The organism is Bartonella sp. MR30HLJHH, assembly GCF_042194195.1.
Lineage (GTDB): Bacteria > Pseudomonadota > Alphaproteobacteria > Rhizobiales > Rhizobiaceae > Bartonella > Bartonella grahamii.
Genome location: NZ_JBHIMO010000003.1, coordinates 33,266 through 57,326 on the forward strand (window position 1 = coordinate 33,266; position 24,061 = coordinate 57,326).

Sequence of the window (24,061 nt, forward strand, 5' to 3'; positions counted from 1 at the left end):
AAAGAAACCGTGCTTCCTTTGTCAGCACTTATTCCTTTCCCCATAAGAAAGCCATCTTTACCGCTTGATATTTTCACATCTTTCAGCGTGTTTTCTTTGCTTGTGGTTTCAAGGAATAATGCCCCTACTGCTTCGCCTTCTGTGATCTCAATAGATCCTCCTGTCATCTTGATTGTCGCATTATCACTTTGGGCTTTAACACCGATCGTAGCATTTTTAATTGTTGTGTTTCCATTCAATTCAATGGTGCTGGAACCTCTTGCAAATGCGCCGAATTTTGTTCCTTTTCCATTTGCTGTGAGAGCAACGTCTTTAACATTAATATATCCACCAGCTTTTGTATATAATACACTATTGCTACCGGTAACAGTTCCCCCTGTCATAAAAATGTTTGATTGCTTACCAATTGCATGGAGGCCATTACCCTCAGATGATGTGATTTTAGCCTCATTGTTCAAAGTAATGGTACTACCGCTTTGAGCATTGATTGCATCTTCTTTTGCCTCAAAAGATCCATTAGAAACCATTACTTGAGATTTGTTATCTGCATAGATGCTGCGTTTTGCTTTTGTGACGGTTACATTATTTAAAGAAACCGTGCTTCCTTTGTCAGCACTTATTCCTTTCCCCATAAGAAAGCCATCTTTACCGCTTGATATTTTCACGTTTTCTAATATCGTTGTGCCATTGTTATCAGTGTCTGATATAACGCCATAATCGGCTGCAATAACACCTCCTATCATCTTAAATGTACTACCATGCCATATTCCAACACCACTATGAAGCTGAGTATTGTTTGCACTTTTAATGGTTGTATCCCATAACTCAATTGAAGATTTGGTTCTAAGGACTACAGCATCCAAATCGTTGTTTATTGGATGACCTCCGATCACTGTTAAATTTTTACCGATGACTTTTCCACCATTTGTTGTTTTAATATATTCATAAGTCTTGTTTGATACGTTTTTTACTTCTCCTTTATCAACTTCAAGAGATTCAGCATGTACGTTGAGATTTTTGCCAAAAAGCATAATTGCTGCGACAGCTGTACAGGAGAGTAAAGATTTTTTAGACATAGCTGTTCCTCCCTTATAAGCTCCGCATGTTTTCCCCGCTTAGAAGTAAGAAAAATAAACAATTAAAATTTTAATTACAATACTTACCTATTAGTTAATTTGTTATTTTTTGTCAAATATTATAAATTTACTTTTTAATAAAATAAATCATTTTTATTGTTTAATACATAGTATATTAATAGTTAATATATTTTAATACTTAAAATATTTTAAAGAAAAACATCAAATGAGAGACAAAACAATATTTTTGTTATGAAATAATTTAGGATTGAGATATTTTCGTTTAAAAGCTTTGTCTTGAAAGAGTAAAAGCACTTTCAGTAATAAGTAATAATAGTGGAAACAAATGACAGGTTAGTAGGGATTTTTCTGTTGGAAGTAAGTACAAGTTTCTACTCATCATCTTGAGAAAGAGGAAGTGACGAGATTTCTGTATCAAGCGCATCCATAAAATCGATAATAAAAACAGCATTTGTCCCCAAATCTCTTGGCAAATAACGTGAAGCAGAGCGCATATCAACAAAAGTTGTGTCCCCTTCATCAGTTAAGCGTATCACGATATCCGAAATAAACCCAAGGTAAAAAGTTTTTGCTATTGTTTCAATATAAAGCGCATTTTCTTCATCTTTAAACTCTCGTTGAGCCACAACAGGCCAATCATAGGCTGCTAAAACATTGAGAACAGATTCGCGAATACGATCAGGTGAGCCATCATAACGGCGCCCCGACATTTCTGGCCATTGTGACATCTGTAATGTTGCTTGTTCAGTCAAAACACTTTTAAGTGGCAAAGCATCGCTGGGACGTATTGTACGAAAAAAAACCGGTGGTCTTTGTGTATCGGTAGAAATATCGTAAAGAGCTGGTAAGGTAAACCAAAGTCCAAAAAATAACATCAATGGTGTAGCAGTTATGAGTGAATAAATGATCCCTTTTAAAGCTTTCATTCCTCCTAGGGCTCCATAGACCCATAAGCTATAAAGTGCTTTTAAAGCAAGAAAAAGAGAAATAATCATACAGCCAGTAGAGATACCTATCAAAATTATGAAGTCGGTTACGTTAATGACGGAAAAACGTTGTAAAATGACTGAAAATAATAAAACAAAGAACGCCAATCCACCAAATCGAGGGGACCATACTGCTGCTCTTGAAACGAACCGAACATATCTCTTCTTCATGAAGTTTTTTCCCCTCAATTGTAAACTATAAGCCAAGTTTTTTCAGAGTGCATATCTTACAAAAAGCTTCTGCTTATAAGAGAAAAATAAAGCACTTATTTTTGAGGTCAAGGATGCGTAATGTCTTATAAGTTTCCAGCGATTGTTTTAGCACTTTATTGAAGGTAATCAGTATTTCTTCTATAGTTTATCATGTCATTGATGCGAATTTTATAGGAATGTTTGTAAATAAAAAGAAATAAACTCAAATAACAAGTTTTACGGTTGTTAGTAGCATATTTATTTAGAGTTTTGATTTTTCTCTTCTGATTGCGGGGAGTGTTTTCTGTCAGATAATGCGTATCAAATAGGATATGATGATGTGCAACAGAGATTTCATACTACTTCAATAAAAAATTTAGGGATCTATAATCAGACAAACCTGAATTCGAATATTCGATTAATAAAAGAAAAAGATAATCATTTTGATAGGCTTCATTTATTTTGTATAGAAAGTAAGGTGTTATACAAATGAGAGGTTAGACCGTTTTTATTCATAAAATATATGGCAGGTTGCAGATGAAAGGAAAGATTCACTTTCCTTTTTTGCAAGTGAAGAAGGGGCAAAAATACGTAAAATGACAAAACCTTCATTCAAATTTTTAGCAACCAAAACTGAATTGGCATTTTTTTTAGGTTTTGATTTTTTGAGTTCTATTATTTGTATTGGTTTTCCAATAATAAGATCGAGTGTATTATTAGGGGCTGTTCGGTCATTAAGGTTATAGAAAATAATTCCGTTGTGTGTGTAGGCTGCTAATGACCAAAATTGTCGTGTTTTCAAAGCTTTTAAATGAACAGGTCCATTTTCAAGATTAAATCTGCAGACTTTAAGAAGAAAGAGTGGATCAGCAGATTGTTGAATAGGACTATCGGGAGTAAAAGCAACAAATTGATAAGGGGCTCCGGATTTTTTAAGTGCTGTCCATATATTATTTTGTGCCCAATAGGGGATCAGAAAGAGAACGCAAATATGAACGATAATAGCGCCAATGATTGCAAGAAGTGCGATATAAATGAATCTAGTCACAATTTATTTGTCCTGATGGGATTTGTTCTATTGATGGCATTGTAAGCTTTTGTAATGCCGTTGCAGAGATGATTGAGGTATCGTATAAGGTAAGAATAAGCCCGAATTCTTTTTGACTAACTGTTGCAAGCCAATTGCCGGCTTGCGGTGTAGGTGAAATATTGATGTGCAATGAGCCATCATGCTCATAAGTAACAGCGTTCGTATGGAGTTCAAAAGGTATTTCTTTGGATGAAGTATAGGGCTTTAGGGATTTGTCAGCTGTATAAAGGGTAAAAAGACGGGTTTCAGGGATGGTGCCTTTGAGCAAATAATGACAGCGGGGGTGGAGTGGACGCCCTTGGTTATCTTGCCAAATCTGGAATTGAATACCTTCAGTACGTCCGAGTGAAACAATGCCTTGTTTAGCGGTGCGGGCGCTGGTATAAGGATCCATATTGGCGGTTCCCATTTGTGGATAAGCACTCCATTTTCCAATTCTAAAAAGTCCAAAATGATGAGAGGAATTGAGTACATAATCGACACTCAATTTTCCACATAAAATAGAAAAAGCGAAGATAAAAAAGAAAATGGTGATATTAAAAAACATCATAGAATATTTTGAATTCAAAATGTTGAATCTCCAGTTGTTTTCATCTTCAAAGAAATTGCAGATGGTTTTTTCAGATCTTTGTTAATCAATCGCACAATATTCAATGTTTCAGGAGAAAGCGTAGAGGGTATTGGGGGAAAAAATTCAGAATCTGTATGGGAGGAAAGTATTGGGGGATGATAAGGAAGAAGAGAATCTTTAACACCATAGAGTTGTTTGAGCATAATATTTTGATGTGCAGCAAGCATGATGCGATGCCATATCATGGCAGGAACTCCACCCCCAAAAGCACGATTCATCGGTGAAAAGTTATCATTTCCCATCCATACCGCTCCAGTATAATTGCCTGTAAAGCCAACAAACCAAGCATCACGATAGGATTGTGATGTTCCAGTTTTTCCAGCGACAAGAGTCATGGGCAGAGCAGCACGCTTACCAGACCCTCGTGTTGTGACACCCACCATCATTTGGTTCATATAGGCAGCTGATTGTCTGCTGAGAACTCGGTGTAACTTATTTCCGTTATGCTCGAAATCCCATACCTCATGTCCATCGATTGTTCTGATTTGCATGAACCCATGACGATTACCAGCTATCCCGCCATTCGCAAAGACATTAAAGCCAGTTGCTTGATCCATGGGGGTCATGTTGGAAGTGCCAAGAACCATCGTTTTGTGTGATAAAATATGCGCGTTAATCCCCATATTTTTGATGAGATCTATGATAGGTTGGGTATCGCGGTGAAGATATTGATAGGTGAGATACACAGGGACTGTATTAATGGAAAAAGCTAAAGCTGTTGCTAAATCAATTTTCCCCAAATAACGACCAGAATTATTTTTTGGTGTCCACCCCCCCCAATTGATGGGAGCATCTAAAACGATTGTTGAGGGAGACAGTCCGTGTTCCAGTGCGGTTGCGTAAACATAGGGTTTGAATGAAGAACCGGGTTGTCTTCCCCCTTGTGTTGCTCTGTTAAATTGGCTTTTACTATAATCCAATCCTCCAACAATTGCGCATACGGCACCGTTATTATCGAGTATAACAGTGGCAGCTTGTGTTACGCGATATTGTTGACCATATTGATGTAAATGATATGCAATTGATTCTTCTGCTGCTTTTTGAATATTCGGATCAAGGGTCGTTTGAATAATTAAACTATGGCTTGGAAGTTGATTACGCATTTTTTTGACTTCCTCGAATGCCCAATCAAGAAAATAATCAGCCTGATTATTTTCTATTTGGGGAAGTGCCCTAGCAGGGTGGCGATGCGCATTGATAATCTGGCTCTTCGTCATAAAGCCACTATTAACAAGATTAGAAAGGACTACATTGGCGCGTGTTTGAGCAGCGAAGAGATGACTATGAGGAGCATATTTTGTTGGAGCTTTAAAGAGTCCTGCTAACATAGCAGATTCACTTAAAGATACATGACGTATGTTTTTTCCAAAATAAAATTTTGCAGCTGCTGCAATACCAAAATTGTTTCCTCCCATATAGGCTCGGTCAAGATAAAGTTGCAAAATCTGTTTTTTGCTAAAATTTGCTTCTAGCCAAAGAGCAAGATAAGCTTCTTTGATTTTACGTGTTATGGTTCTCTCGTTTGTTAAGAATAAATTTTTAGCCAATTGTTGTGTGAGAGTTGAACCACCTTGCACCACACCTTTAGCTTGCATATTTTGTGAAATTGCCCGTGTAAGTCCTTGAAAATCAATACCCCAATGATCGAAAAAACGACGGTCTTCTGTAGCAAGAACCGCTTTAATGACAGTGTCAGGCATTTCTTCAACGGGGACAGAGATCGCCGGTAGTGCACCACGGTGCCCAATGGAATTTCCATAGCGATCTAGAAAAAGAATGGAAAAGTTTTTAGGAGAAGACCAATCTGTTTTGGTCAGTTCAAAAACAGAAATGCCCAAAATAGTGAAAAGAGTAAAGCCCATCAACCCTAATGTCAGTATTTCATCGAGAACTTCAACGATAAAACGTTTCCATCCTTGAAGATGAAAATTTTGTGAGATAATTTTTGCCTTTTTCCAGAAAAAACTGTTAGCAGAACGAATGTGATAAAGCGCTGTATCTAATCGTGCGTCTAATTCAATGAGAGCAGGACTGTGAAATGGCTTACGATGTTGCCCTTTCTTTTTTTTAAAAAAATCAAACATTTAAAGAGAGCCTATGGCAAAGAAATACAACCAAACAAATCTACAATAATTATATGGAGTAGAAGTATTTTTTTGCTATAGTGCTAACAGAGAAAGAGTTGATTTTAGAATTATTCATTTTTCGTAAGATAGTGTATTAAGATTTTATTATTTTATCTAATAAATTTTATTCTCATTATTAAAAATATTTTATTTTGAGTTTTTAAAAATTTAGAGTAGTGTTAATGCATTCTTCTGTAAGATAGAGGATAAATTATTTCCATTTGTGATTTTTAGATCGACCCAAAAAAACCATTATTTCTTTTATCCTTATTAAGGAAGAGAAGAGGTGGGTTATTGAAATATTTATGATGAAAAAAAATTTCTTGTTCGTAATAATAGCAGCTTTTTTAGGAGCAGATTCTGTTCTAGCTTCTGGGTGTGCTGAAGTAGGGAAGAAGGTTGCCGCGCAAGAGAGCGGGGTTCTCGTCCGTTCAAACCCAGTTGTTCAGGATGGAAAGCGCATGTGTGCAATTGTGATTGTTATACCAGCCCGTAATGGTGAAAAGTTACGTCGTGTTGAGTTTTTTGTTCCTGCTGATTAGTCTTTGGCAGATGGTGTTGTGATGCGTATCTTAATTGTTGAAGATGATCGGAATCTTCACCATCAATTAGCAGAAGCTGTAAGACGTGCAGGATATGTTTCCGATAGTGCTTTCGATGGTGAAGAGGCTTATTTTTTAGGGAGCACAGAGTCTTACGACGCGGTGATACTTGATATAGGTTTACCGCAGATTGATGGTATTAGTGTTGTTGAAAAGTGGCGTCAAGAAGGGCTCTCCATGCCTGTTTTAATGCTAACAGCGCGAGACCGTTGGTCTGATAAGGTGCACGGTATTGATGCTGGGGCTGACGATTATGTTGTGAAGCCATTTCATTTGGAGGAAGTGATGGCGCGTTTACGAGCATTAATTCGTCGCGCTACGGGACATGCGACAAGTGCATTATGTTGCGGAAATGTTTTGTTGGATACGAAGACGTCTCGTGTTTTTGTGGATGGTCAGTTGATTAAACTAACATCTTATGAATTCAGACTGCTTTCGTATCTCATGCATCATTGTGACAGGGTCATTTCAAGAACAGAGCTTACTGAACATCTTTATGATCAGGATTTTGATAAGGACTCGAATACGGTGGAAGTCTTTGTAGGTCGGTTACGGAAAAAGCTTGGAGTGGATTTGATTGAAACTATTCGAGGAATGGGGTATCGCGTGAGAACGCTAGGTGATTAATGAATACTTTCGAAGAGAATAATTGGTGTAGGAGGTTCTTTTTTGTAATTACTCGATCTCTCAGTTTACGTGTTATGGTCTTATCAACATTATGGGTTGTTATTTCTCTTTTATCGATTTCTGCAGTAAGTATTTTATTTTATAAACGTTCAACTGAACAAAGCCTAGAGCGTATTCTTTCTGCTCAACTCTACAGTCTTATTGCAACAGTGACGGTGTCATCGGAAGGTATTTTGAGAGGAGAGGCTGGGATTGATGATATTCGTTATTCTGATCCAACAACAGGATGGTATTGGGAAGTTGTTGCTATATCTCATAATTTAAAAGGAAGATTGACATCCCCCTCATTGGGGACAGGTGAGATATTTACACCAAGTGATGTTGATATACCTTTTGACAATAAATTCTTTCGCTCTTATCGGATAAAGGGGAACAATGGTCAAAAGCTACAAGTGATTGAGAGTGATGTTGTTCTTGATAATAAAAATCATATTGCACGTTTTCGGCTTGTTGGGAATATCGATGAAGCTCATGCCCAAGTAAAGGAATTTAAGCGAACTTTGCAAATTTTTCTTTGGAGTTTTGGTATCGGCAGTGTCCTTATTAATATTGCTATTATTTTCTTTAGTTTTCAACCGTTGAAGCTTATTCGACGCGCATTGAATGATATTCGCGAAGGAAGAGTTCACTATGTGAATACGGATTTAATAAGCGAAGTGATGCCGCTTGTACAAGAGATGAATGCTCTCATTAATAATAATCAACGTATTATTGAGCGATTTCGCACACAGGTTGGTAATCTCGCGCATTCATTGAAGACGCCTCTATCCGTGATTATGAATGAGACAGATAAGATGCGCGGAGAAAAGGCTTGTATGTTGAGAGAGCAAACGCAAATAATGCAAGCTCAAATCAATCATTATCTTCAGCGTGCGCGGATTGCAGCACAATGCGATAGTATTGTCTATCATACGTCTGTTCGCAGTGTGCTTGAACGTTTGGTGCGGGTTATGAAAAAGCTTAATCCTGAAAAACAAATTCGATTTATTATGGATGTTGATGATATTGTTTTTTCTGGAGAGAAGGAAGATTTAGAAGAAATTATAGGGAATTTGATTGAAAATGCTACTCAATGGTCTCGAGCAAAGGTTTTGATCTCTTGTTGTTTAGAAGAAAATGTTGAAGAAACAGAATATTTTAGTATCTTTGTAGAAGATGATGGTCCTGGTTTAACAGAAGACAAAATGGAGGAAGCATTAAAAAGAGGGCAGCGGTTTAATGAAAGTAAACTAGGGGCAGGCTTAGGGCTAGCAATTGTTTCAGATATGGTCGGTGAATATGGTGGCAAGCTCTTTTTATCACGTTCTGATTTGGGTGGGTTGTATGCAAAAGTTTTATTACCTAAGATGGGAGAATAACATATTTTCGCCTTAAGCAAGAAATGTCTATAAAGTTTGTAAAGCAGTATTTTCAGATAATACATAAAAAGTAGGGAAACATTGTTTTTAGTTCCTTTGTTTAATTGATATATATAAGAAAAATGGACAATAGATTTTATAATATTTTCCATGAAAAAGTGAATTTTTATCAATTCACATCACTCTTCTCATGAAGAGGGTAAAATGTAAGCGAGTCATTCTCTGTGCGTATTGGAAAAAAATGATATGCTTTTATTAATTTTTGCAGCATTTTTTCTGATTTTTCTGGCAAGTATTCTTTTTCTTTCACTACGTTTTGACGATGATATAAAAAAAGAATGGAAAGTTCAAACCGTGGATGGCTATAGAAGTCATAAGCATACGATTGAGTTTAACAAGCTTTATATGCATTATAAAAAAAGAAATATTCTTAAGGCTTTAAGTATTTTATTTGTTCTTCTTATGACATGGAATATTTATGGTCTGACAGGCAGTCCAGAAGTGAAAAGTTATTTTTTTAGCGAATTAATGGATAAGGATCCTAAAACTCTTAGTAAGCAAGAAAAGCTTATTCGTTTACAAGTGCTTTTTTTCCGTGCACCTCATGATGGCAAGCTAGCAGATGCGTTAGCGGTAGGGTATCTCGAAGAAAGCCTTTTTCAAGAGGCTGTGAATACTTATTTAGATGCACTTCGTTTGAATGGAGAAACAGCTCCAAGGCTTGTAGGATATGGTTTAGCATTGGTTGGTTATGAAGGGGGAGTGATAACACAAGAAGCACAAAATGCTTTTCAAAAAGCAGCAGATTTAGCGCCAACAGATTTTTATCCACGTTTATTGTTGGCCGATGCACTGCATCAAGCAGGAAAAACTGCGCAGGCAGTGCAATTTTTACAAAGCTTTCTTGATACAATGCCTGAAAATTTTTCAGGACAATCACGTGTTAAAAAAATGATGATTCAGTTACGTGATTTATCGAGTGAGCATACAAAGAAAAGCAATCGTCGCCAATTGAGATGATGAAATATAAAGAGAAATGCTGTTTAGAAAGACAAGAGAAGTAATCTCTTAGAAGTAGGTGTTTATGAAGAAGATTGAGGAATAGAAATGAAGAATGTAAAGAGCGCGATATAAGTGGTTATAGGTTAAATAAAAATTGGTTGTAAAGCTAAAAAGGAAGAAAGATATTGATAAGTTTGTTAGCAAAGGTGAGGTATTGGATAAAAAGTTGCACCTATGTAGAAGATGTGCAAAGCTCTTAAAAAAAATAAAATATTGATACTTAATTATAACGTATTTAAATTTTTTTCGTAGAGTGTCTATGAAAAGTCAATCTTTAAAGAATTCTTCTTCGTTGAAGGTTATTTTAGAGCAGCGAAAAAAAAGGCGCTTGCTGATCATATTATTATGTTGTTTGGTTATGACAATTGCAGCAAGTCTTATAGTATATGCAATGCGTCATGCGGTCAGTTTTTTTAGAATGCCCTCTGAAATTACAAGAGAAGATATTTTAACAGGGCGCCCTTTGCGTTTGGGTGGCTTTGTTGAAAAGGAAACTGTTCAATATATTGGAGAGAGAGGCGTTATTTTTTTTGTAACGGATAATAAAAAACATGAAAAAGTGGTTTTCAATGGTGCCTTACCGGATCTTTTTCGTGAAGGTCAGGGGGTGATTGTAGAAGGGCATTTCGATGAACAGGGTTTTTTTATAGGGACACGTATTTTAGCAAAACATGATGAAACTTATATGCCTAAAGAAACAGCTGATCGTTTGAAAAAACATTACGGTATGGAGAAATAATTCGATTGTGCTTGTCGAACTGGGTCATATTTTTTTAGCTGCAGCATTTTCAGTAAGCTTATTAGGGGCGTTCTTACCTGCTTTAGGTGTTTGGTGGAGAGAGCGTTTGTTAATGCAAACAGCTGTTCCTCTAGCATATATCACTTTTACATTACTGCTTTTATCTTTTTTAGTGATAATTTATGCTTATGTCGTATCTGATTTTTCTGTTTTGAACGTTGTTGAAAATTCTCATTCAGAAAAACCGATGCTCTATAAAATTACAGGTGTTTGGAGCAACCACGAAGGCTCTATGTTGTTATGGGTTTTAAGTCTTGCTTTTTTTAGTGCATTGATGGCCTTTTTTAGCCAACATTTTCCAGAAGATTTTAAGACGCTTGTTTTAATTTGCCAAAGTTGGATTACAAGTGCTTTTCTTTTGTTTATTCTTTTTGTATCCAACCCATTTTTACGTGTGAATCCACCAGCATTACAGGGAAATGGTCTCAATCCTCTTTTACAAGATATTGCATTAGCAATTCATCCACCGCTACTTTATTTAGGTTATGTCGGTTTTTCACTTTGTTTTTCTTTTGCCGTTGCGGCATTGATTATGGGACATGTTGATAGAATTTGGGCGCGTGGGATTCGTCCATGGCTTTTACTTTCTTGGTGTTTTTTGACATTGGGTATTATGGTTGGCTCCTATTGGGCTTATTATGAGCTAGGATGGGGGGGCTATTGGTTTTGGGATCCTGTTGAAAATGTTTCGTTTATGCCTTGGCTTTCAGGAACGGCTCTTTTACATTCTGCTCTTGTTCTCGAAAAACGAGAAATATTGAAAAGTTGGACTTTGTTTTTAGCGCTGCTTACTTTTTCCCTTTCTCTGATGGGAACTTTTCTTGTGCGTTCGGGGCTTTTAGTTTCTGTTCATAGTTTTGCTGTTGATCCAGCACGGGGGCAAGCAATTCTTGCGCTTTTATTTTTTTTTACGGGAGCGGCTTTTCTTCTTTTTGCTTTGCGCACTCCTATTTTAAAAACAGGAATTTTTTTTCAACCAATTTCACGTGAAGGGTTTATTGTTTTAAATAACTTGTTACTTACAACAATAACAGCAACAGTATTGATTGGTACGCTTTATCCTTATTTTATTGAGATATTAACAGGACAAAAAATTTCTGTAGGGGCTGCTTTTTTTAACCTTACCTGTGGACCGCTAATGGTTTTTCTGTTGTTGTTTGTTCCGTTTGGGACAATGATGGCATGGAAACGCGGTGATTTTCTTGCAGTTTTTGAACGGTTATGGTTTGTTTTTGTATTGGCTGGTATCGTCTGTTTTATAATATTTTATGCGACATCTTTGCGTGATATTTTTGCAGTTTTAGGGATTGGGCTTTCAGCGTTTGTTTTTCTAGGAAGTTTAGTGGATCTATGGGGAAAGAGTGGATATGGCAAGAGAGCTTTTTCAGTACGCGTTAAGAGATTTCTTGGATTGCCATGGTCTACTTTTGGTGCAGCAATAGCACATATGGGATTAGGCGTTACATTATTTGGTATTGTTTGTGTGGCAAGTTTTGGGCAAGAACGTATTTTAATCATGAACGTAGGGGATAGGGTGACGATAGCGGATAAAACGCTCCATTTTGATGCAGTGTATGATGGTGTTGGTTCGAATTATTCGGCAATGGAGTTTTATTTTAAAATATATGAAAATAAAAACATTGTGGGTCATGTAACAGCCTCAAAGCGATTTTATTCAAGCCAAAATACATCAACAACAGAAGTTGGTCTTCAAAATTATGGCTTATCGCAGCTATATATTGTACCAGGACATACCGATAATCGGGGTCTTGTTGTACACATATGGTGGAAGCCTTATGTAATATGTATTTGGTTAGGGGCATTCATGATGGCTGTAGGCGGATGTCTTTCTCTTCTGGGGTATTGGTTTCGCATTGGCATGTACAATAGGGTACTGCTTGCTTTAAATTTTTGGAAAAAACATTGAGATGAAAAAAAATCTTTGGATTTTATTTTTTTTAATTGCAACATTTCCTTTTCGATTAGCAATAGCAGTAGAGCCGGATGAGATTTTAAAGGATAAGGTTCTTGAAGCGAGAGCACGCCATATTTCATCACATTTACGTTGTCCGGTTTGTCAAAATCAATCAATTGATGATTCAGATGCTGCTCTAGCACGTGATTTACGGCTTTTAATTCGGGAAAGGCTAAAAATGGGCTATAGTAATCAGCAAGTCACTGACTTTCTTGTTGAACGATATGGTGAATTTATTCTCTTGAAACCACCATTGAATAAAATAACTTGGTTTTTATGGTTTTCGCCTTTGATCATTATCATCATTGGCGCAAATATCATATTTTTTCACTTAAAACGGAATAATCATGAGAAAATAACGAGTTATCTGAATGGAAAAGAATAGTCAAAAATGCCATTGCATTAAAAAAGATATTACATAAAAAAAATCGGCTCATCTGCAATGAGCATACAATCTTATTATAATTATATTAGGGTATACTGAAACCTTACAAAACTTTAATAATTTAGACAGAAAACGGTAAGGTCTAGTATTTTATAAGTGATCGCAATTGGAATAAAGGTATGATTGAATAGGAGCATAGAGTAAATGGTTAAAAAGGCTTTCTTTAAAACGTTTGTCGCAGTGAGTTTTTCTGCGATATTGGAAAGTGCACTGTTTTTTAGTGGATGTACATCAAGCTTGTTGATGACAAAGGCTCATGCAAGTTCTGTATTTACTTCGTTAATGCAACAACAGGGATTTGCCGATATTGTTGCTCAAGTGAAACCAGCAGTTGTAGCAGTACAAGTAAAGAGCAATAAAAAGAAAGAAGATAGGTTCTTTAGCAACTTTTTTAGTGGTCCAGGGTTTGATCAATTACCAGACCAGCATCCTTTGAAAAGATTTTTTAAAGAGTTTTATGATTTTGATAAACCTAAAAATAAATTTCCCCACCAATCACGGAGACTCCGTCCTGTTGCTTTTGGATCGGGTTTTTTTATTTCGTCTGATGGTTACATTGTGACCAACGATCATGTGATTTCTGACGGAACAAGTTATACTGTTGTTCTTGATGATGGTACAGAATTGAACGCAAAGCTCATTGGGAAAGACCCCAAAACCGACCTTGCCGTATTAAAAGTGAGTGATAAAAGAAAATTTTCCTATGTTGATTTTGGCGATGATTCAAAGCTTCGTGTTGGGGATTGGGTTGTTGCCATTGGGAATCCATTTGGCCTTGGTGGAACTGTGACAGCAGGTATTGTTTCTGCACGTGGACGTGATATTGGCACTGGTGTGTACGATGATTTTATTCAGATTGATGCTGCTGTTAATCGAGGAAACTCTGGTGGCCCAACATTTGATCTTAATGGAAAGGTTGTTGGGGTTAATACAGCAATTTTTTCTCCTTCTGGAGGAAATGTTGGGATTGCTTTTGCTATTCCGGCAGCGACTGTAAAACAGGTTGTACAACAACTTATTGAAAAAGGTTCAGTTCAACGTGGTTGGTTAGGTGTTCAGATTCAGCCGGTAACAAAGGAGATTTCCGATTCAATAGGTTTGAAAGAAGCCAAAGGTGCTTTGGTCACTGATCCGTTAAAAGGACCGGCAGAAAAGGCTGGTATTAAAGCGGGTGATGTAATTATTTCAGTGAATAATGAAAAGGTTGCTGATGCGCGTGAGCTGGCGAAACGTATTGCAAATATTAAACCAGGAGAAACGGTAACCATAGGGATTTGGAGATCAGGTAAGGAGGAGAGTATCAAGGTTAAACTCGCATCAATGTCTGAAGATGAAAGTAAGAAAGAGGCTTCAAAACATTCAAATGAACGGGGTGATTTAGATGAAACATTGGAAGATTATGGTCTGATTGTTATGCCTTCTGATGATGGTGTAGGGGTTGTCGTAACGGATGTCGATACCGATTCAGATGCTGCAGATAAAGGGATACGCCCTGGTGATATCATTGTGACAGTAAATAATAAACCGGTTAAAAAAGTCTCTGATATTATTAGCACAATCAAAAATGCTCAGCAGTTAGGACGAAAGGCTATACTCTTACAAGTGCGAACCAATGATCAAAATCGTTTTGTTGCTCTTCCAATTTTGAAAAAATAAGGCTTTAGTTGTAGGACAAATGTTTATTAAATGTTTGTCCTACAACATAATAAAATAATGGAGATACGTTTTATGAAGATACTCGTTATTGAAGATGATCATGAGACGGGGCATTATCTCGAAAAAGCTTTTTTGGAAGTAGGGCATTCTGTTGATGTTGCTTATGATGGGGATACGGGATACGCTTTAGCGACCACGGAAAATTATGACGTTATGGTTGTTGACCGAATGCTTTTGCATCGTGATGGTCTTTCTATTATTGCTGAATTGCGCGCTAAAGGCAATGAAACACCGGTTCTTATCCTGTCGGCTTTAGGGCAAGTTAATGATCGTGTAACGGGGTTGCGCGCAGGGGGAGATGATTATTTGACAAAGCCTTATGCTTTTTCTGAACTTCTTGCGCGTGTTGAAGTTTTACAAAGGCGGAAAAATCCTAAAGAAGCAGAAACTGTTTATTGTGTAGGTAATCTTGAGCTTGATCGGCTAGCACATACGGTAAAACGGGGTGGTAGAAACATCTTATTGCAACCACGAGAGTTTCGTTTACTTGAATATTTGATGCGCTATGCGGGGCAGGTTGTTACACGCACTATGCTTTTGGAAAATGTTTGGGATTACCATTTTGATCCACAAACGAATGTCATTGATGTCCATATCTCCCGTTTGAGAGCTAAAATTGAAAAAGATTTTGATGTTCCCCTTCTCCATACCGTGCGTGGAGCTGGATATATGCTGAAAGCACCAGATAACAAAGCATGAATCGTTTGATTAATATAATGCGCACGACGGCGCTAAGGCTTTCAGCACTTTACATTTTATTGTTTGGATTGGTAGCAACAGGGCTTTCTATTTACATGACGGCATTTTCTGCTTCATTGTTAACAGAGCAAACTGAACAAGCTTTACATGAAGAATTAAAGTATATTGAAAATGCTTATAATTATGGGGGATTATCCTTATTAATGCGCACTATTGATTATCGTTCAAGACAACCAGGAGCATTTCTTTATCTTGTCACGGATTCTATGGGGCGTATTTTGGCAGGAAATGTAGCACGTATTGAATTAGGTCTTTTGAATCAGAGTGGTTTTATTTCTACCTCTTTTTTGTATTCCCGTTTTGGAGAACATGGCAAAACAAGTGAACATCGCGCTTTGGCGGTTATTGTTGATTTACCGAATGCTATGAAGATTCTTATAGGACGCGATTTGGATGAGCCAGAACGTTTTGCAGTGGTTATTCGTAAAGCTGTGATCATTGCACTTGCTGCAATGGTTGGAGGCGCTTTACTCATATGGTTTTTTGTTGGAAGGAGAGCCCTACAAAGGATTGATCATGTAACGGCTGCATCACAGCGCCTGATGGATGGTGATTTCAGTGGGCGTTTACCTGTTTCTGGAGTAGGGGATGAGTTTGATCGATTGTCAACTAATCTTAATGTTATGTTAGACCGCATTGAAGAGTTAAATATTGGTTTACGTCAAGTATCAGATAATATCGCTCATGATCTGAAAACGCCGTTAACGCGTCTTAGAAATTGCGCTGAAGAGGCGCTTTCAGGAAATAAGACAAAGCTTGAATATCGTCAGGTCCTTGATAGGGTTATTGCAGAATCAGATCAACTTATTTGTACGTTCAATGCGATTTTAATGATTTCACGTATTGAGGCCAGCAGTGCAATTGAGCATCTTGAAATGATGAATATGAAACTGATCCTTGAAGATGCTGTTGAGATTTACGAACCTTTTGCTGAAGAGTCAGGTGTTTTACTTCGGTTGGGAAATATATTTGATAAAGAGCTTAAGTTGAATCGTGAGCTTGTTGCACAATCAATTTTTAACCTTATAGATAATGCCATTAAATATGCTTCTAAAGGTGAAGGGAAAGCGGAGGTTTGCTTATCAATGGAATATCGTGATGAACATTTATTAGTTGTTGTGAGCGATAATGGACCAGGAATAGCAGAGGATAAACTTGAAAAAGTGACAGAACGATTTGTTCGTCTTGAAGAAAGCCGCACACAACCTGGATTTGGGATTGGTTTAAGTATAGCAAAAGCAGTTATGAAGCTTCACGGGGGTGAATTGTTACTTGAAAATGCAAATCCAGGGCTTAGGGCTGTTTTGTTATTTCCTTAAAGATATTTTTCTTCACTTTTCTCTTTTCATACGTAACAACTATTTTAAAAGTATAAAGCAATAGAAAGGAAGGCAAAATGCTTTTCAAGGGAGCGCAGACGAAACAGGCTTTTTTAAAAACACAGCTTTCCCCTTTATGCCCTCTCGATAAAAGTGGTTTCCAATGGTTAAAAGACATGGAAGAACAAGCAAGGAAAGAAGGTTTAGAATCACTTGTTTCCCTTATTTCAGAAAGTGGAACGCAGATTGATTTTATCAGTTCGGTTATGACCTTATCTCCTTTTTTGCGTGAGGTTTTAATTGCCAATCCATCATATCTTAGTGCTTTATTAAATGTTGATATAGAAACAAGGCTGAGCGAAATTATAGATGATATTACGGCTATTGATAAGGATGAATCTATAAATGAAACTTCATTGATGTCTGCTTTAAGGCGCAAAAAACGAGAAGCGCATGTTCTCATTGCTTTAGCTGATTTGAGTGGTGTTTTTACTTACGAAGTTTCATGTGCTTGGTTGACAGGTTTTGGCGAAGCAGCATTAAGTGTAGCGCTGCGTTTTCTATTAAGAGAAGCGCATGATCATGGTAAGATCAATTTATTAAGCCGCGAGAATCCAGAAAAAGACTGTGGTTTAATTATTTTAGGGATGGGAAAATTAGGAGCAGGGGAACTTAATTATTCTTCTGATATTGATCTTATTGTTTTCATTGATGAAACATCACCTCATATTGGTAATCTTTCTGAAAGTGTTGACGTATTTTCTAAAATGGTACGCCGATTAATCCGTATCATTCAAGAACGCACTGCGGAAGGATATGTTTTTCGTCTTGATTTTCGGCTTCGTCCAGATCCAGGATCAACTCCTTTGGCTTTACCAGTAAGGACTGCCTTGCGGTATTACGAAGGGCGTGGGCAAAATTGGGAACGAGCAGCCATGATTAAAGCACGTCCAGTTGCTGGCGATAAGAGGGCAGGTTTTAACTTTCTTAAAGAGCTTTTTCCCTATGTGTGGCGGAAATATTTAGATTACGCTGCTATTGCTGATATTCATTCGATCAAACGTCAAATTCACGCGCATAAAAATTACGGTCAAATTGCAGCTTATGGGCATAATATAAAGTTAGGTCGTGGTGGTATTCGTGAGATTGAGTTTTTTGTTCAGACACAACAGCTCATTGCTGGTGGGCGTTTTCCTCAATTACGTGGACGTCAGACAGTTGCAATGTTAGCAGAACTTCACACGCTTGGTTGGATCAGTGAGAAAACAAGAAATAGCCTTATAAAAAGTTATGCTTTTCTTCGAAATGTGGAACATCGGATTCAAATGCTTTTCGATGAACAAACACACCTTCTTCCAAATGATATTGCTCAATTCACGAGTGTTGCCTATTTAATGGGTTATCAAGACAGTAGCAGCTTTATCCGTGATTTATTAAAAACACTTCAGGTTGTTGAAAAACATTATGCAGCACTGTTTGAGAATGAGCAAGAACTTGGTTTAGAAATTGGTAATTTAGTTTTTACAGGTGAAGAAGATGATCCGGAGACATTAATAACGTTAAGCCGTTTAGGCTTTGAAAGAGCAAGTGATATTTGTCGTATTATGCGCACTCTCCATTGTGGTCGTTATAAAGCAACGCAATCAGCCGAAGCACGCGAGAGATTAACGGAATTAACACCAGCTCTTTTGAAAGCTTTTGGTGGGACAAAACGAGCTGATGAAGCGATGTTACGTTTTGATAGTTTTTTACAGGGCTTACCTTCAGGAATTCAACTTTTTAGTCTTTTGCAGTCTAATCCCTCTCTTCTGGATATGCTTGTCCTTATTATGGGTGCTGCTCCACGTCTTGCAGAAATTATTACACGCAGATCTCATGTTTTTGATGGAATGTTAGATCCGAATATTTTTTCAGAGTTACCAACAAAAACGTATTTAGAAAAACGGCTTGAATATTTTCTTGAAAATATTCTTCCTTATGAGGAAATTCTTGACCATTTAAGAATTTTTGCAGATGAACAACGTTTTTTGATTGGTATTCGGATTTTGAATGGTGGAATTACAGGAGAAAGAGCGGGTTTTGCTTTTACTGCGCTTGCTGATCTTATGATTACAAAAACATTTGGAGCTGTTCAAGAGGAATTTTCTCGTCTTCATGGTAGTGTTAAAGGGGGGCGTGTTGGCATATTGGGTATGGGGAAGCTTGGAAGTCGCGAATTAACGGCAGATTCCGACGTTGACCTCGTTTTGCTTTATGAACACGATGATGATGCAGAAATATCTGATGGAGAAAAGCCTCTTTATATCTCTCAATATTATACGCGTTTAGCACAGCGCCTCATTTCTGCTTTATCCACTCTTACAAGCCAAGGTGTTCTTTATGTCGTTGATTTAAGGTTACGGCCATTAGGCAATAAAGGACCTGTCGCTGTTTCTTTTCCATTTTTTAAAAAGTATTATCGCCAAGAAGCATGGATATGGGAATATCTTGCTTTAACAAGGGCTCGAGGCATTGCAGGAGATCCTGATTTTTTACAAAAGCTAGAAAATGAAGTGTGTGCAATTATTGCTATTTCTCGTGATAAGAAGGAAGTTGCAAGAGAAGTATGTGAAATGCGTTCCTTGATTGCAAAAGAAAAGCCGCCAAAAAATCAATGGGATTTAAAAACGATGTCTGGTGGCATTATAGATTTGGAGTTTATTGCTCAATTTTCTCTTATTACGCATGTCATTGAGTTTCAAATTGGAGCAACGACAGCTGATATTTTAGATCACTTACCAAACAGTTTTCTTAATCAGTCATGTATTGCTGATTTACATTATGCCTATCGTCTTTATACAAATTTGAGTCAAATTATACGACTTTGCTTAAATGATTCTCTTGATCCCAATGATATGCCACCTGGATTAAGTGACCTTTTGTTAAGTAGTGTTGGGGAACCTGATTTGCTTCGTGTTGAAAAATTAATTGCAGAAACTGGGCAATTGGTCTGTTCAATTTTTACAAAAATCATGAAACATTAGAATAATTCTATAAGAATAATAAAAATTATTAATTCCATTTTTATATATTAATTTTTGTCTTTTATTTCATTACACCCTTGAAAGGGTTAGAGTAAAATTCTCTAATGGTTTCTCAAGTGTGATGAAAAAATTTCTCTGTTAAATGTGCCATTCTAGGTGTCATTCTTTATACAAAAAGCGATGAGTGACGAGTTCAGTGAATGATATTCTTTATGAGCCTTATCTCATGTGTATGATAAAAGCATATGGGCCATTTACTAAGCAGTAGTATACCAGATACATTTATGAATTAAGAGATATTCAACACAAAAATATATTGCAAGAGTGTTTTTATCGTACATATTTAATAAAAACTTATAGAGATTATGTCTCATTACACTAATAATACCAAAATATTATTAATATGATAAAAATCTTTATTGATTACATATCTCATTTTTTTAAAATTTACATTATAATTATTTATATAATTTTGTATAGTAATGATTAATATGAAGATATAAAAGATAATATGTAATAATTAATAGAAATATAAAGCATATTTAAATTTGTTTTATAATATTATTTATTAAAACTAATTTTATTTTTTTTGTAACTGTGTCAGTTTTGCTATAGATTTTTTAAAAAAACTGTGAAACGATTTACTATTATTTATGTATCACATTAGCTTTTAGGGGAGCAATTATGATTACAAAGTATTTAGTCTCAACATCTATCGTTTCTTTAATTTCAATTTCTGTAGTACAGGCGGCGGATGTCATTATTCCTGAACAGCCTGTTCCTGTTATTGCAGCTCCTACTTTTTCTTGGACAGGATTTTATCTTGGAGGACAGATTGGTAGCTTTTCAGGTAAAACAACTGCAAGTTATTTAAAAGATGAGACAGGGATATGGAATCCAATTGAAAAGGAGGATTTACCTAAACTTTCTGGTTTTATAGGGGGAGTTTATGCAGGTTCTAATATTGATATCGATAATGGTTTTATTATAGGTATTGATACGGATATTATGTGGTCTGATAAAAAGAGTACAAAAGATATTAATCGATCAAAAAAAAGTCAAACTGAAGAAGCTTCTTCAGAAGAAAAAAATCTAACAAGAGATTCTCATGAGGAGGATTCAACAACACCTATTGGAGCTGTACGCCATACTTTAAAACAAAAATGGGCTGGTGCTACGCGGGTGAAAGTTGGTTTTGCAGTTGAGCGTGTGATGCCTTATGTTTCTGGAGGGATTGCCTATACGCAGCTTCAGAATATTTTTGGGTTAGTTGCTGATAGCAACAACAGATCAGTTAATTTTTCTGATTGGTTGCATGATGAAAAAAAGACCATGATTGGTTATACCCTCGGAGGTGGTGTTGATTTTGCAATGGCTGATAATCTTATTGTGCGTGCAGAATACCGTTATTCAGATTTTGGTAAAAAGAAGTTCGTGTATGATAAATTTGAAATGGGCTACAAGACAAACGATTTCCGCGTGGGTGTAGCTTATAAATTTTGAATTTTTGCAGAATTAATAATTCAAAAGTCTCATTTTCAAATGAGGCTTTTATTTTTTAGATATGTGCTGGTAAATATCCTTTACTCAAAAGATCTACTATTTTATTTGAACAATACTTTGATTTGTAAATATAATTTGCTTTTTTCATGTTGAGTGAGAGCCCTAAGTATCATAAGATTTTCTCATTTTAAATCTATACCATGTTTTTGTACGTCAAAGGAGGGAGAGCCGTGAGATAAAAAACATTGAAGAAAAAATAAAAATGCCTCTTATGAACCATCTCAAGTGCCAAAGGCTGTCGCTAGATTGGGGGGGGGTAGCAAAGTGTGAGATTTGGTACTAGCTTTCTTTTTCATAATGTAAAGATGGTAGCTTCTAAATGGACTTATCATTACCTAATTCATAGGTGTCGTCGGGAAATGGGGTTGGGTGCTTTAAAAGATGCTTTTTTAAACCAACATGTGAATTGGCAAGCTAATGGCATTTTACCTTATTTGAAAGATCTCTCATACAATCAACTTTTCTGTTTTGCGGTATCGTAAAATATTTTATTTAATAACAAAAAGATCGCAAAAAAATTCTAAAGCACGTAAAATTACATCCGCAATATAACTCAATAATAATGAAAATTCATATTATAATTTTTATTATTATTAGATATTTTATGTGATATTATAAATAATAATTTATAGTAATAAAATAATTATAAAGAGTATTATAAAGTGATTTATAGGAAAAATAGATAGCAAATTAGGAATTTATCGAGATATAAAAAACATTATTACATGCCTGTTATCGAAATAGAATCTATTATTTTTTATAAATCTTTTAAATGTACGATAGTAAATGTCGAGTGAAATAGGAGGGGATAACTTCAAATCTATTGACGATAAATCAATCAGCGTCGTTTGTTTATGAATTACAAGTAGGTTGGGTTATTGGAATTATATACTTTAGTTATTATTGGGCTTTTTTAGTCATTGATTTTCAGGTATAGAAGCTGAATGAGCTTCTCGATTATTTTATAAAATATCATCACTATAGTGGTATAAGGATTTTAGGCATTAGATGCTTTTGGAGGAGTGTATGATGAAATTCAAGGCAGGATTTGTGTGTAGAGCTTTGTGAAGTAAATCACATGCACAATTAGCAGGTGGAACCCGTGCGACAAGAATCTAGATTATTTATAGATCAGGTGAGGTAGGAATTTTCGTTCTCTAAGACGGGAAGGAAGTAAACCAATGAGTTTGTAAAGCCAGTCATATAAGAGGGTAGCAGATGGAATTCTCTGAGAGAAATTAATTTATCGACAGAGAAAGTGAAGCTTTGTCTTTTAAGGAGAAAAAGGGAAATAAGAATTATGATTTCCAAAGGGATATGAAATAAAAACATTTTTGTTTTTGGTTGTTTTGGCAACTATGAAGATGTTTAAAGATTAATTGTTTCAGTACATGCAATCTCATTTTGGGGGTTGATAATGCTATAACGTTGCAATTGGCAGTGCCATTGATTGTGTAGGCGTTTAATGGAGAATAAATTAAAGCCTGCGGGTGGTTTTTTATCACCAAAAGCTTGTGATGCGGAAGGAACACCAACAATAGGAATTTTTTTAATTGGTCCTTCAATGTAATTCAATGTGGGTAAATGAGTATGTCCGTGAAGAATAAGTTCGCAACCGTGATATTTGATAACGTCTAGAAAACGTTTTATATCTCGTAGTTTTTTATGCCAAGATGTTGCCTTGGGAAAGGGGGGATGGTGAATCATGACGACACGAAAAAGGTTACGCTGTGCTGCTTCCTTTAAAAAGAGCGGTAAAGTTTGCGCTTGCATTTTACCAAAATAACCAGAAGCTTGAAAAGGTGGTGTCGCGATGGCTGAAGAAGTTGCTATGATGGCAACATTTTCGCGAATGCGCATGTAAGGAAAAAGAAAGGCGCTTTTTTGAGGGACGTCACCTGTGATCCAAGGTTTAAAAAGGGTACATGCTTTTTGAAAAGCACCGCGGACATAGGCGTCATGATTTCCAAATGTCAAGGAAATATCTTGAGGTTGTCCTAAGTTAAGTAGCCAACGATGTGCTTGTTCAAATTCTTTATCTAGAGCAAGATTCACAAGATCACCAGAGATCACAAGATGATCAGGCTTTTTTTTGTTCAAGGCATCTATTAAAGTTTCTAGGACATTTGTTGCCATTTGATTCTTACGTTTTCTTTGCCAATTCAGATAACCGGTAAGACGCTTTCCAGAAAGTTCAAAAAGGGAAGGTTGCGGGAGAGGGGAAAGATGTACATCCGATATATGGGCAAGATAAAACATAAAAGCTCGTAGGGTATTAAAAAAGATTTAAAAAATAAACATAAGATAAGTTGATACTTAAAGGCAAGAAGGATTGTAAAATGAAAAATAGCTTTTTGAAAGTATGAGAAAATTCTTTGAAGAATTAACGCTGTATTGTATTCTTTATGAAAAAAGGCAGCGTAATACAACATATCATTCTTGGCAACCGATATGTCTTTTGTATAATGGGATAAACTTTAAAATGATGGTCTTAAAATTTTAAGACTTTTAAACAGTTTTATACGACCACACATTATCATAAAAAGTCTAATTATTCAGTGTAAAATGCAAAAGAATGTATTGTATTTATCAGGAATTTTTACGGTTTTGCGCTGCCATGTATTGCTTTGA

Annotated in this window: 17 protein-coding genes and 1 pseudogene; 12 read left to right on the forward strand and 6 right to left on the reverse strand. The window is 36.2% G+C overall.

Annotation, left to right across the window (positions count from 1 at the left end):
- From ACFIKR_RS02790 to ACFIKR_RS02810, 5 genes and pseudogenes are all read right to left on the reverse strand, one after another.
- Positions 1-1,076, reverse strand: a pseudogene (locus ACFIKR_RS02790) (autotransporter outer membrane beta-barrel domain-containing protein); the annotation flags it as partial.
- A 392-nt stretch (positions 1,077-1,468) separates the two neighbouring features.
- Entirely contained in the window at positions 1,469-2,254 is a 786-nt protein-coding gene (locus tag ACFIKR_RS02795; RefSeq protein ID WP_375658741.1) for a DUF1499 domain-containing protein, read from the reverse strand.
- Positions 2,255-2,783: 529 nt separating this feature from the next.
- Entirely contained in the window at positions 2,784-3,323 is a 540-nt protein-coding gene (locus tag ACFIKR_RS02800; RefSeq protein ID WP_375658742.1) for a hypothetical protein, read from the reverse strand.
- Positions 3,316-3,912: a DUF1214 domain-containing protein gene (locus tag ACFIKR_RS02805; RefSeq protein ID WP_375658867.1), complete on the reverse strand. Its 597-nt coding sequence runs from the start codon at positions 3,910-3,912 to the stop codon at positions 3,316-3,318. Before ACFIKR_RS02805 ends, ACFIKR_RS02800 begins: the two co-directional genes overlap by 8 nt.
- Positions 3,913-3,929: 17 nt before the next feature.
- Positions 3,930-6,080: a transglycosylase domain-containing protein gene (locus ACFIKR_RS02810; protein ID WP_375658743.1), complete on the reverse strand. Its 2,151-nt coding sequence runs from the start codon at positions 6,078-6,080 to the stop codon at positions 3,930-3,932.
- Positions 6,081-6,427: 347 nt separating this feature from the next.
- Between ACFIKR_RS02810 and ACFIKR_RS02815 the strand changes: the two genes are divergently transcribed.
- From ACFIKR_RS02815 to ACFIKR_RS02870, 12 genes are all read left to right on the forward strand, one after another.
- Positions 6,428-6,664: a hypothetical protein gene (locus ACFIKR_RS02815; RefSeq protein ID WP_375658744.1), complete on the forward strand. Its 237-nt coding sequence runs from the start codon at positions 6,428-6,430 to the stop codon at positions 6,662-6,664.
- Between the two features lie 21 nt (positions 6,665-6,685).
- Positions 6,686-7,351, forward strand: coding sequence for a response regulator transcription factor (locus tag ACFIKR_RS02820; RefSeq protein WP_375658745.1), 666 nt, complete (start codon positions 6,686-6,688; stop codon positions 7,349-7,351).
- Positions 7,351-8,769: an ATP-binding protein gene (locus ACFIKR_RS02825; protein ID WP_375658746.1), complete on the forward strand. Its 1,419-nt coding sequence runs from the start codon at positions 7,351-7,353 to the stop codon at positions 8,767-8,769. The genes ACFIKR_RS02820 and ACFIKR_RS02825 overlap by 1 nt, the downstream gene beginning before the upstream one ends.
- Before the next feature lie 246 nt (positions 8,770-9,015).
- Complete coding sequence (locus ACFIKR_RS02830) at positions 9,016-9,789, forward strand: tetratricopeptide repeat protein (protein ID WP_375658747.1); 774 nt, start codon at positions 9,016-9,018, stop codon at positions 9,787-9,789.
- Between the two features lie 301 nt (positions 9,790-10,090).
- A complete protein-coding gene (gene ccmE, locus ACFIKR_RS02835) occupies positions 10,091-10,570 on the forward strand; it encodes a cytochrome c maturation protein CcmE (RefSeq protein WP_375658748.1) in 480 nt (159 codons plus the stop codon).
- Positions 10,571-10,577: 7 nt separating this feature from the next.
- Complete coding sequence (locus ACFIKR_RS02840) at positions 10,578-12,557, forward strand: heme lyase CcmF/NrfE family subunit (RefSeq protein ID WP_375658749.1); 1,980 nt, start codon at positions 10,578-10,580, stop codon at positions 12,555-12,557.
- Between the two features lies 1 nt (position 12,558).
- Positions 12,559-12,990: a cytochrome c-type biogenesis protein CcmH gene (locus tag ACFIKR_RS02845; RefSeq protein ID WP_375658750.1), complete on the forward strand. Its 432-nt coding sequence runs from the start codon at positions 12,559-12,561 to the stop codon at positions 12,988-12,990.
- Between the two features lie 204 nt (positions 12,991-13,194).
- Positions 13,195-14,706 carry a Do family serine endopeptidase gene (locus ACFIKR_RS02850; RefSeq protein ID WP_375658751.1) on the forward strand — a complete coding sequence of 504 codons (1,512 nt, stop codon included), beginning with the start codon at positions 13,195-13,197 and terminating at the stop codon, positions 14,704-14,706.
- 72 nt (positions 14,707-14,778) lie between these two features.
- Positions 14,779-15,465 (forward strand): winged helix-turn-helix domain-containing protein, encoded by a 687-nt coding sequence (locus ACFIKR_RS02855; protein WP_375658752.1) that lies wholly within the window; start codon positions 14,779-14,781, stop codon positions 15,463-15,465.
- Positions 15,462-16,844 (forward strand): ATP-binding protein, encoded by a 1,383-nt coding sequence (locus ACFIKR_RS02860; RefSeq protein ID WP_375658753.1) that lies wholly within the window; start codon positions 15,462-15,464, stop codon positions 16,842-16,844. The genes ACFIKR_RS02855 and ACFIKR_RS02860 overlap by 4 nt, the downstream gene beginning before the upstream one ends.
- A gap of 77 nt (positions 16,845-16,921) precedes the next feature.
- On the forward strand, positions 16,922-19,867 hold the full coding sequence (locus tag ACFIKR_RS02865) for a bifunctional [glutamine synthetase] adenylyltransferase/[glutamine synthetase]-adenylyl-L-tyrosine phosphorylase (protein ID WP_375658754.1): 2,946 nt from the start codon (positions 16,922-16,924) through the stop codon (positions 19,865-19,867).
- 684 nt (positions 19,868-20,551) lie between these two features.
- The gene (locus tag ACFIKR_RS02870; RefSeq protein ID WP_375658755.1) at positions 20,552-21,370 is read left to right on the forward strand and encodes an outer membrane protein; all 819 of its coding nucleotides are present in this window, start codon (positions 20,552-20,554) and stop codon (positions 21,368-21,370) included.
- A 1,428-nt stretch (positions 21,371-22,798) separates the two neighbouring features.
- On the opposite strand, the gene ACFIKR_RS02875 is transcribed toward ACFIKR_RS02870, so the two are convergent.
- On the reverse strand, positions 22,799-23,689 hold the full coding sequence (locus ACFIKR_RS02875; RefSeq protein WP_375658756.1) for a metallophosphoesterase family protein: 891 nt from the start codon (positions 23,687-23,689) through the stop codon (positions 22,799-22,801).
- Between the last annotated feature and the right edge of the window lie 372 nt (positions 23,690-24,061).